7 protein-coding genes are annotated in these 11,540 nt (G+C 44.0%); 2 read left to right on the top strand and 5 right to left on the bottom strand.

Going from position 1 to position 11,540, the window contains the following annotated elements; translation table 11 throughout:
• Positions 1 to 98: 98 nt before the first annotated feature.
• Positions 99 to 3,179: an NAD-glutamate dehydrogenase domain-containing protein gene (locus PNK_RS01525; RefSeq protein WP_231909269.1), complete on the bottom strand. Its 3,081-nt coding sequence runs from the start codon at positions 3,177 to 3,179 to the stop codon at positions 99 to 101.
• A 410-nt stretch (positions 3,180 to 3,589) separates the two neighbouring features.
• On the opposite strand from PNK_RS01525, the gene PNK_RS01530 reads away from it, so the two are divergent.
• Together PNK_RS01530 and PNK_RS01535 are read left to right on the top strand one after the other, a co-directional pair.
• The gene (locus PNK_RS01530; protein ID WP_059059875.1) at positions 3,590 to 4,117 is read left to right on the top strand and encodes a hypothetical protein; all 528 of its coding nucleotides are present in this window, start codon (positions 3,590 to 3,592) and stop codon (positions 4,115 to 4,117) included.
• Positions 4,118 to 4,465: 348 nt separating this feature from the next.
• Positions 4,466 to 5,851 (top strand): hypothetical protein, encoded by a 1,386-nt coding sequence (locus PNK_RS01535; RefSeq protein WP_059059877.1) that lies wholly within the window; start codon positions 4,466 to 4,468, stop codon positions 5,849 to 5,851.
• A 121-nt stretch (positions 5,852 to 5,972) separates the two neighbouring features.
• On the opposite strand, the gene PNK_RS01540 is transcribed toward PNK_RS01535, so the two are convergent.
• The 4 genes from PNK_RS01540 to serS all read right to left on the bottom strand — a co-directional run bounded on the left by PNK_RS01540 (position 5,973) and on the right by serS (position 11,382).
• A complete protein-coding gene (locus PNK_RS01540) occupies positions 5,973 to 7,304 on the bottom strand; it encodes a M18 family aminopeptidase (protein WP_231909270.1) in 1,332 nt (443 codons plus the stop codon).
• Positions 7,256 to 8,335 carry a tRNA 2-selenouridine(34) synthase MnmH gene (gene mnmH, locus PNK_RS01545; protein ID WP_059059879.1) on the bottom strand — a complete coding sequence of 360 codons (1,080 nt, stop codon included), beginning with the start codon at positions 8,333 to 8,335 and terminating at the stop codon, positions 7,256 to 7,258. The genes PNK_RS01540 and mnmH overlap by 49 nt, the downstream gene beginning before the upstream one ends.
• A gap of 139 nt (positions 8,336 to 8,474) precedes the next feature.
• Positions 8,475 to 9,452 carry an autotransporter outer membrane beta-barrel domain-containing protein gene (locus PNK_RS01550; RefSeq protein WP_032124942.1) on the bottom strand — a complete coding sequence of 326 codons (978 nt, stop codon included), beginning with the start codon at positions 9,450 to 9,452 and terminating at the stop codon, positions 8,475 to 8,477.
• 652 nt (positions 9,453 to 10,104) lie between these two features.
• The gene (serS, locus tag PNK_RS01555; protein WP_059059881.1) at positions 10,105 to 11,382 is read right to left on the bottom strand and encodes a serine--tRNA ligase; all 1,278 of its coding nucleotides are present in this window, start codon (positions 11,380 to 11,382) and stop codon (positions 10,105 to 10,107) included.
• Positions 11,383 to 11,540: the final 158 nt, after the last annotated feature.

Here is an 11,540-nt window from a genome sequence, read left to right on the forward strand (position 1 = left end):
ATATGCACGATGCGCAATATTCGTCAATGAATTTAGCACTCGAATCGATCGAGTGCTGAGTTGCGAGGAGGGGTTTCTTTATGGCGGAGTGCGGAGTCTTAATTTGTGAGAGAAGTTCCCGATAAAATGAGGGGGAGGATGTCGACAATTGAAGGGGACCAGTCTAATCCTTTCTTATACACCATATAGGAGGCGAGATGGCAAGCAATAATTGCTTTTTTATGGTGTTCGGGAATCTGGCTGAGAAGTTCCAGGGTGAATTTTTCGCGGAGGGTGGGAAGGCAGTAATTTAAGAAGCTGCGGATCATGGGGTCTTGCACGCTGGTCGGCAAGGGGAGGAGGTCCAGGTAATCGAGAAGCTGGTAAGTGTATTGATTTATGCGAGTAGAAATCTGATCCGAAATAGCGGTTAAGAATTGGCCTGTTTTTTGATGCGTGTGCAAGAGGAGGTCGGCTTCATTTAAGGCACAGATCTTGAGCCTTTCTAAAATTTCGGTGATAAGCGCTGCCTTGTTTTGGAGAAAGAGGTCGTCGGATAAGGTCAGGCCAGCTAAAACCTCGAAAGAAGAGCAGATGACGCCGGCTTTGTTGGCAGAGCTGTCTTTGATAATCAATACCCCTTTTTCTTCCAAGAAACGTCTGGCGGCTGGTGTGAGATAGAGATTAGCCCCTTCGACGATGGCGCGGGAGGTTGGCTTGCCGTTTTCGTCCAAGAATTCTGTGATATTGGACTCATTTAGGGTTCGGGGTCTTCCGCCGGCCGGAATAAAAAGATCGGTCTTGGCTTGGTGAAGATTGTGGCGCAATAAGTGGTTGGTGTCGCTTCCCGATAACCAGTCTTCAGTGACGATGTCGCCTACCTTTCTCCAGCAGAGCGTTTCTTGAATGTAGGCGGATGGGTACCGCTTTCTTCCTTTATTAACTAAAAAGCTGCCTGCAGAGAGCTTTTCTGGCGGATAAAAACAGATCCCTTTGCCTTGGTGAAAAAGATCTTTAATCAAAGCTAAATCAAGTCCCTGATCATCGCGAATCGTACCCGTTCCGTCGGTTAAGGCAATGACTTTGGCCGTATTGGGATAGTAGTGGTAAAGGTTGAGCAATTGATTGCCTGCTACATCGCCGTCGGGCCCTCCAGACATCTTGATTGTAAACACATCTTTTTCAGGATGAATGCCCATGTATTCGAGGACTTGATGCACATAGACATTGACCCCTAACGAAGTCACTCCATATTCTTTATGGTTGATGCCTATGTTGGGTTTACTCGAGATGAAAGCTCCGCCTGGCTTGTAATTGTATTTTTTGCTGAAGTTGGCGATCCATTCGATCATGAAATCGTGCATGTTTTCATCGGGGCCGAGGTAGATATACTCGGGGCGTTTCCAGTAATCGACAATGTTCTTGGCGCGGATTTTTCCATCGGGCTCGCAATTGACAATGGTAATCAGGCTTTCAATGAAGGCGCGCTGTGATTGATAAAGATACTCAATTTTTTGCTCCTGTCTGAAGGTGCGGACCCGTTTTTCGGTTTCCTGGGGATCGAGGCGGGACCATTCTAACTCCCTTTTTAAAATTTGCGATTCGGAGTCGATTTGGTCGAAGGGTTTAAGAAAGAGTATTCCCTTGGCTCCTCCTTCTGGAATATCCTTATTCTTTTTATGCTGAGTCCAAGCTAAATTGTAACATTCCGTAAAGACATTGTTGCGCTCAGCAATCATCTGCTCAACTTGCTCTGGATAAACGGTTCGCAAGCCTCCACGCGCTAAATCTTTGAAGCGGATGTGAAAGCCAAAAAAATGCATGCCTCGCATATAGAAAATGGCGTAAGGAAGCTCTTGAAATTTTTTAGAGCGTTCAAAGGGGATCTCATCCAAATATTTGGGATCGAGCCGGAAACTTAAAGCTGTATAATTTAAACGGTAAAAATTGGTTTTCAAAGTATGGCTGATGAAATTCATGCCTTGGCGCAGCACATTTTTGCGCCGAACGTCGTTGCCTTCTTGCCCGGTATCGAGTTGCGCGACATCGCTTAAAAATTGCCTTCGTGCATCGATGAATTGGTCAAGATTGTGGTGATTGGGATCGAATTTTAGCCTGAATGCATTGCAGAGCTGCATGGTGAGCTCTGGGTGACGACAAATGGCTTCTTCAATATTCTCCACTGTATAAAGATTTGTATCGAGATGAACCAGTGCCTGGTGGATGAAATTGATCATTGCCCGTAGCAAATTTCCCATGTTGCCAGAGATGATGCGCGGTGCAACTAAACGCTCGTCAATCCGGTCCGCTGTGTCAAAATACTTGACCGTTGCAATTTCCCTTAAAAAGTCGGGTATGTCGGCAACATCCCAAACAGGGTGCCCATTACTTCCATGCAAGCTTAAGGCCATGACGAGAATGCTTTGCTTGCCATAGGGATCCATGTAGGTCGCATTGACCCGTTTCATGCTCAATCCATGCCGATAGACTACCTGGGCTAGTCGATAGAGAAAATTGTGCTTAGGAGTATTGCGCCAAGCCAAAACGACATGCATCGATCCCGTATCCTTTTCATGCCAATCATCTTCGTAACGAACCTCATATTGGCAATTGTCGCGCGATTGAGCTCGAAATAGCATGTCTAAGGCAACGGCTAGCCTCTCAATCGGAAGAGCATGCAAAAAGGGAGTGCTCATTTTGAGAAGCAGCGAATCTAAATCTTCATCAGTAATTTCAGAGTTTTCCTGTTTGACGAGTACGTGAAGAAGCTCTTTGGAATGCTCAGGGAAAGGGCTTTCTATCGGTTCGATGGCACTCATAAAATCGATCGTGGCAATGCGAAGAGGAATGTCCATGCCTGGAAAAGGTATGCGCGACACATAGGCTTGGTAGTTTTTTATGCCGTACAGCGTGTAGTTGTGCAGGATGCGCAAATCTGCATCGGGGCTGTCTAGGCAAAGGGCAATAGCAGCACTCTTCAAATTGATCGTTGAAAAGTAATCCTGCAGATCGAATCCCATCAAACTATGGGTAATCAGCATGAGATTGTCGCGGCTTACCTCTTCAAAAAACAGAGAAGGCATGGCTGCTTCTAACCAAAGATAATAGTCTTGAAATTTTTGGCTTTCTTGTTGAACGGCCTGCATGAGGTCGCTTGGAGCGGGAAGCATTTGATCGGGCGTTTCCATCGATGTGTTCATATCTGCCTTACATGTGAGCTTTGCACGCTAGTTGAATGTTCAGAAAATCAAGGTTTTAAAAAGGGGGACTATTTAAATAATATCTTAAAGTTTTGACTATGGCAAAAGGCTATAAAAAATACAATCTTTGCAATCCTCATACCGCTAGACCCTCTTGTCAACAGATTTTAGTGGATTGGCTGGTGGTCATGTCCTAACATATTGAATGCTAGCCCAATTGAATGCTAGCCCAAGCGCCCGTAAACGTAGAAATCGCATCTCAATCTTTTTAAATTTTTGGGGAATAGTTTATCTTTAATTATATTTTTTTATATTTAGTGTTAGTAATTAAACTTGATTGTTAAGGTCTATATTTATTATGTTTTGTGATGGATGCTATTCTAATAAAGCCATATAACTAAGGAGTCTTTATGAAAAAGCGCGCAATGATTTGGTTATTTTGTTTATTGAGTCTTTTTTTAGTACAGACGCGTGTACAGGCGATTGAATTATCTTTGCTTCAGATGAGCGTGCTTGAGAATTTGAATCTGTCTAATGAGAAATTGGAGTCGCAGGGTTTGGATGTCAAGGATGGGCTTGTTCAAGCCTTGTCGACAGAAATTGCCAATCGATCGACTAGCCCAACCGATTTGCCGGCTTCTCTTGCTTATTGGTCTTACAGCTATCCTTCTTATCTCGTAGTGGTGCCGATCTCTGAAGGGTGGTCATATATCGATGGTGCCCGTTGCCATGTGGCAAATTATGCCGAATTTTCCATGATTACCGTTTTTGAGGGAATCAATCAAGGGTGTCAATTGACAGTAGATTACTATGGGCATGTTTTATTTGTTAATGCTCACTACAAGATGCAATTGGTCCCAGCCGGAGTAATTTACGAACATACCTATGATAATGCCATTGTTGTTACAGGGCTTAATCAGGTCATGTACGCTTTTTAATTGTTGTTTTTTCTCAGCGGGTTTAATCGGCCTGCTGAGATATTTCGCTCTCCTTTCATTCGCTTTGTCATCCTTCCTTTACAGCCAGCCTCTTATGGAAAAATCTTAAGGTTTTTTTGATCATTCAACGTGGTTTTATAAATTTATTTATGCTATACTGAAACTATAGAATAGAATCTTGAATTAATTATTTCTGGGGGTAATTTTTGTTCAGTTTCATTAATGCTCTAAGCTTTATGACTTTTAGTTGAAGTTTAAGAGGATCTTAAAAAATTGGATGGTCTAGAGAGATTGATTTGAAGTTTACAAATCTTCTAATAAGCAAGCTACCTAGAAAAGGGGAGTTATATGTCCGATTTAGATGCTAATATTCACGGTTATTCTCAAGAGGCAGCAATTCAAGGAGCGGCTTACATTCCGAGCGTAGAGGTTGTTGAAGAGAAGAAAGTAGATGCAGGTATTTCTTCGATCGAAAAAAGCAAAGCCGTTGCCGCCTTGATGACGCCTCCCCCAAATTTTCCCATATTAATATCACCGGCACAAAATGAAGTTCCATTGGCTTTGATCATCGCTTCACTGGAAAACAGCAGCAAACCGATTGCCGATTTTATGAGAAGCATCGACATTAAGATGTCAGAAATTGCCGATCAAATGTTGAATGGTTGGCTGAAGAATATCAGAGAGATTCAGGAATGGGTTCAGTCGCTGATTAATTCTCCCAACTACCAATATTTGCAAGAGATTCGTTTGCATGGAGATCAAAAGCAGGGCAATGTGTCTGGGGTGCAGGATCCAACCTCTGCCAATGCTGCAGCCGCTAATCCGACGACTGCGAATGAGGCGCCTTATAATTTTTTGACGGCCTTAGAGCGATTGCAGGCATTTGAGCGTGTGCATGCGAGTGCCCCTTCAAGCGATTCCGCAACCGTTTCCAATTCAAATGCCGATGATGCGGCACGTGTCGTGTCGATTCCCATTATAGCTGCCATGATCATTGGAGGTGGAATGGCGCTCGGGGCAACAGAGTTAACGACATCTACAACGGGAATGACTAGTACACCTTTTGTTGCGCCTGTTGAGTTAATGGAGCGGCTGCAGCCGGTTTTTCCTCAGCTCATTGTGCAAGATATTATTCCGATGATTAATTTAATGGTGGCGGCTCCTATCTACTTTAATGCCTTAGAAGAGGCAGTCAGCAACATTAAAGAGCGGGAAAGGGACAATCACGTTGAAACAGCGCAAAATTTTGCGAAAGATGTCGTCAAAATGGTGGCGGACCCTGCGTTTGTCATGGTGACGTATGTGAATAAGATGCCAGGTGCTGATCAGATGAGCCCTGAATTGAAGGAGCGCATGGCAGCCATGCTCAAGCTGATTTTGGCAAGTGTTGCTTTGAGTTTGCTTTATTCGGTTGAAGTTGGAAAAGTTAAATCCGACAAATACTGGGGGATGGAGGCTCAAGAATTTCGCGATGTCCTGACTGGAAAGATTGCGGCCCCCAACTCAGATCAAAAACAATCGACGCATGATCAGCTAGTGGCGACTTTGATCAAGCAGGTTAATGCCCAGCTCGATGCTTTACCAGCCGAGCAGCGTGCTGAAGCAGTGGAAACGATTCTAAGCTATGTTGGAGAGAGCCATAACCTTAAAACAATGCTTGATCCGGCTAAAATTTTTGCCGATGTTTTTACTCCCGTTGATCCAACTAAGCAGTTAGATATTCAACCAGCGTAAGTGTAAATACGAGCTGGTAGTGGCAGGCGGCTCAGCCATCTTTTTGAGATTGCACCGCCTGTTTTCTTGTCATTTTGCCGGATAAAAAACCCGTAGAGCATACGATTTTTTATGAGGGCATTCATTCGATTTGGTTGCGATTGATTTGCGGCCACTCATTCGTTTGTAACACAGCTTTTAAGAGATTAAATAGGTGCAGGTGATCTTGGCAGGCCATGAGTTCGCGGCATGAATGCATCGACAGTTGTCCGCAGCCAATGTCAACTGTCGGAATGCCTGAAATACAGGCTTGAAGGGGTCCAATAGTGGATCCGCAGGGCATATCATTGCGGCTGACAAATTTTTGCAAAGGGATGTGGTGCTTGGATGCCAATACGTAAATGGGTAGGCTTGAGTAGGCATCTGAGGCATAGCGTTGCTGAGCGTTAGTTTTGACAACAACCCCTTTACCCAGTATGGGATGATGTTGTGCGTCGTGTTTATCAGCATAATTTGGATGGAGAGCATGTGCCAGGTCGATCGATGTGCAATGAGACTGGCTGAGAACTCTAAAGTAATCTTCTCTTGACTTCCCAAGGGCTAGCAGGAGCCTTTCAAGAGTTTGATTAAAGAATGGGGATTCCGCCCCTTGGGCAGTATGAGAGCCTACTTCTTCATTATCCCAAAATATAACCATTTTAATATCTTCTTCCAATGGTGAAGGATCGTCTAATAAGGCTGAGAGAGCAGCGTGAACGCTTGCTAAACTGTCAATTCTATAAGAAGACAGAAGTTGTTGTTTATAGCCGATGAAACGGGCCTTTTCGATAGGAAACAGCAATAGGTCAAATGAGAGCAGCTGCTCGAAATCGAGTTCATCTCTTAGGAGCATCTCCAAATAGGAGCTTTTAGCGGGAATCTCTTGTTCAAGCGCTAGCAAAGCATTTAAATGCTCTTGTTTATTTAATAATAACCCCTTCTCATTGACTTCTCGATCGAGATGAATGGCTAGTTGCGGAATGACAAGCGGAAATTTTTCCAGGCGTACGAGCCTTTCTTGCAGTTGCTTATCTTTAGTTGCATAGACCACCCTTCCTGCTAAACCTAAATCGCGGTTGAGCCATGAGCTTAAGAGGGGAGCCCCATAGACTTCAATCCCGAATAAGATGGCTTGATGGCGCCGTATTTCCGGTTGAGGCTTAAGCTTAAAGCTTGGGCTATCAGTGTGAGAAGCTAGCAAGCGCACGCGTTTTGTTGACTTTGCTGGAAGAATGAAGGCACAGATAGAAGATTGGTGATGCTTAATGTAGTAGCGCTGACCAGCTTTAAGAGACCAGCTTTCTGCTTCTTTGAGTGCTATAAATCCTTGATCCTTGAGCCTTCTGGCGCAATCATCTACAGCATGCCAGGCTGTCGGATTCTTATCTAAAAATGAGGAGAGATCTTGAAGAAGTTGCATTGATTGGACTTCCATTCATTTACCTTTTTGGTTGCAATGGCGCTTAATGTTATGGCTTGTTCTATAGCTGATTGCCCACTTTTTTCTAAAGAATAGACATGCGGGCGCTTAAGTATCTGATGGCGGTATGCTCTGTCATAATAGCTTAAAAGTTTTTTGAAAGCGTAATGTCGCTCTCCAGCTGAAAAGGCAGCTAAAATCTCTTTGGTGAGCTGGCTTCCTAATCGTTTGGTAATGCGTTCGGTTGCAAGCTTGAGCTCTTCTTCAGTTGCGCGGCCATAGAGCTGCATTAATTGCCTTAAGCGCTCTTCTTCTGAGCATTCAAGAAAGAAAAGGGGAGCTTGTTGCATGTATTGATAAAGCCGAGTGGGGATATGGCAGTGGCCGATTAAGCGTCCCTCGTCTTCTATCCAAATGGGACGTGCATGATTTAAGCATTCCAAGTCAATAGCGAGTCTGTTTTCAAATTGCTCTTGCGAAGGTTGCTTGGATAGCCCAATACCGCCAAAGGAGCTGCCTCTGTGATTCGCAAGAGATTCTAAATCAATGACTTGCTCGCCCATTTTTCTAAGGGCTTGTAAGATGGCGGTTTTGCCGCTGCCTGTTAATCCTCCAAGAACGATGAGTGGGATAGCAGGCAATTGATTTAATGAGTGCAAGATGTTTCGTCTGAAAGTTTTGTAACCGCCTTGAAGAGTGGCGGCCTGATATCTGCATTGAGCCAATAAATGAGCCAGAAAGCCGCTGCGCATGCCACCTCTCCAGCAAAGCACCCGAACTTGGCGCTCTGTTAGGAGTTGATCTGCATGATCCATCCAGTGATCGATCTTAGCTTGCGCTAAATTCAAACCCCATTCAATGGCTTCTTGCCTACTCTGTTTTTTATAGATCGTGCCAACACGCGCCCGTTCTTCATCAGAAAATAAGGGGAAAGAATGTGATCCAGGAATATGACCCTGTTCATATTCTAGCGGACTGCGGACATCTAAAATAGGAGAAGATTCGAGAAGAAACTGCTTTAGCGTTAGTTGAACAGGTGTAGTCATGCATTTATCTAGAAGAGCGGTTGGATAGAAAAAGGGTAGTAATGAAATGTCGGATAAAACGCAGAAACGACAAAGCGCCTAGGAAGGCTCGAGAGCTTTCCTAGACGATTATCAACTCGTCAGTCTTGACGATGGTAGACTAGAAATGTTTGCCGAGTGTCAAGTTGATAGCATATGAATGCCACTTGTGCTCGTTTTTCTCTCTTCCAAAGTTGCTAGAACCAAAGAAGCCGCTGCTGCTGAGGCTGTCGCCACAGTGGTTGCGGTGATTTCTGTGAGCTTTCCAGTCTTGGAATTTCACAGAAAGACCAAGTGTCCAGTCGCAAGATAAATCGTAGTCAGCACCTAAGCCAAATACCCAGCCATGTGCATGGCGTGAACGATGGCTGTGGTTGTCGCCGAATAAGCTGAAATCATCATGATCAAATCTAGCTTTGAAGCGAGCATAGTGGTACTCTAATTCAGCATAGAGGTTCCAGCATTCGCCACATGGACGGTATGTGAAATCAACGCCGATGAAAGGACCATACCAACGGTTTGTAAACTTATGGCAGCAGCAATCGCTTCCAGACTCTGGGAAGAAACCATCAGAGAAAGAACCAAAATTGAAGCCTTCATGTTCAACGCATAGATGCTGAGCATCAACCGCATAACCAATTACAGGCGATACAGCTAAAGTGCAATCGCAGAAATAGAAAGGATAGCCAACAGCAATGTTTAGATCGTAAACATATTTGTCATCAATAACTTCTCTATGATGTGCAGAAAACTCAAAGTCTTGAGAAAGGCTACCGAAATCAGAGAAAGAAGGTCTGAAGAATGTAGAGACGCTCTGCTTGAAATCACCGTCTAAAATCCAACCGAAGCTAGCTGCTCCACGTACGTAGAAGTTGCAGCCGAGCATTGATCTGCCTTTCAAACCGACTTGGAAGATATCAATGTCTTCAAACTTTGTTGTTCTCTTGAAGATAGGATCGCAACTTGGAACTTTGTGTTTCCAGTTGATGTTGTCATGACGGTAGCCAGCTTCTAGTGTTACTTGTGCTGAGTCGGCGTTGGCGTAAGATATAGAAGATCCCACCAATAACGTCATTAAGAAGGTTATCCACTTTCGCATATTTTTTCCTTGTTAACGTTTAAGTTTACCTTAATTTCCACACTTTGGCTTTGTTTTGCCAGACGCTTGTCAGACAAGCGACAGCTTATTGTGATTAGCCCTAAATTACTATTTTTCGATCTAATCACTGTTGGCTTTTCTTTTTGCTCCCCGGCCCAATATGTGCCTGGAAGTCAATTGAAGGCGCCAACAAATGTATCACTGCAAACCTGTAAACAAAACTCTGCGTAATTCGACGTCACTATCATTTATCTTTTAATTATCTGTCAAAGGTTTTTTTTTGAGGAATTTATATTATTTCAGGTTGTTGATAGTGAGCTGTTTATAAATACATGGCCGATTAGATATCCCGCTGAAGATACAGTGTGGATCTTATTTTTATTGGAAGAAGCCTTGAAAAACGATGTAAAGTAGAATCGAGGTAAAGTAGAAGAGAAGCTTGCTTTGCAATAACTCTGTTGAGAGGGGATCACGGGTGCGTTTCTTAAAGCTGCACTGCTTATAAATAATCGACTGCCTTTTTTGCAAGCAATTGGAGGAGGATTGTTTAAGTGTTTTAAGGTAATGATCTTAAGAGAAGTTTTCTTAGTGAGAGAGAAGGAGAAAGGGCTTTTTTGATAATCAAAAAAGCCCTGGGCACACTTGAGCCAGGTCAGGATGGTATTAAAGTCGTTTGGCCATTCAAATAGCGTTGAAGGACAGAAGGAATGCGTACCGATCCGTCTGGTTGTTGATTGTTCTCCAGTAATGCCACCATGAGGCGAGAAGTTGCCAATCCTGAACCGTTTAGGGTGTGAACAAAATCCAGTTTTCCATCTTCGCGTCTGAAGCGGATATTAGAGCGGCGAGCTTGGTAGTCTGTGCAATTGGATACAGAGGAGACTTCATAGTAGCGGTTTTGTCCCGGCAGCCAGACCTCGATATCGACAGTACGCGCAGCGGCAAAAGACATGTCTCCAGTTACAAGAAGAGCATTGCGATAGTGAAGCTCTAATCCTTGCAGGATTTCTTCTGCACTCTCCATCATCTGATCGAATACCTGATTGCTCTCCTCCGGCTTAGAGAAGCAGAACATTTCGACTTTATTAAACTGGTGCATGCGGATCAAGCCTCTTTCTTGAGAACCAGCCGCTCCTGCTTCGCGACGGAAACAAGGAGTATAGGCCATATATTTCAAGGTCAGCTCTTCTTGAGGAATAATTTCATCGATATGCAATCCGTTTAGGGGGACTTCAGCCGTTGGGATTAGATAGAGATGGTAGTCTTCGTCTTGAATCTTAAACTGCTGATTATCAAATTTTGGCAATTGGCCTGAGCCAAACATGATGTCGCGGCGAACCAAGAGAGGAGGCATCCATTGCATGAAGCCATTCTTGATATGCGTCTCAATCATGTACTGCAACAGCGCCCATTCTAGGCGAGCACCCATTCCTCGGTAGACTGGCCAGCCTGTTCCCGAAATTTTTGCCCCGCGCTTGAAGTCAAAGAGATTGAGCTTTTCGTTTAATTCGACGTGGTTTTTAAAGGGGAAATCAAAAGAGGGCTTTTGGCCAACTTCTTTGATCACAACGTTTTCTTTCGGATCTTCAGAAATTTTAATGTCGTCCATGGGAAGGTTAGGCAAACGGGACAATTCCTGCAGGAATTGTTCTTCCCATTCTTTGGTTTGATGATCCAAGGAATGGATTTCGTCTGCGAAGCTTGCGACTTGATTCATGAGTTCGGACGTGTCTTGTCCCGACCGTTTCATTTCTCCGATCTTCTGAGAAATGTCATTGCGTTTGGCTTTGAGTTGTTCAACTTGAGTCTTACCTTCACGAATGCGTTGATCCAAATCACAAATATTGGAGAGGTCGATTTGCGGATCCTTGGTTTTTAGTTTGGCTTCGACTGTCGCACGATCCTTGCGAATTAAACGGATATCAATCATAACAAGTCCTTTTAAAATTTACTTTTTTGCCATAGGCGCTAACATTGAGAAGGGCCAGGCTTTTTGGCAGGCTGAACCTGCTATGATCTTAAGCATGGCCAAATGAGACGCGAAGTGCTCTGCGCATTAAAATTCGGTGATAAAAAGAGTATAAAAAA

The organism is Candidatus Protochlamydia naegleriophila, from assembly GCF_001499655.1.
Lineage (GTDB): Bacteria > Chlamydiota > Chlamydiia > Chlamydiales > Parachlamydiaceae > Protochlamydia > Protochlamydia naegleriophila.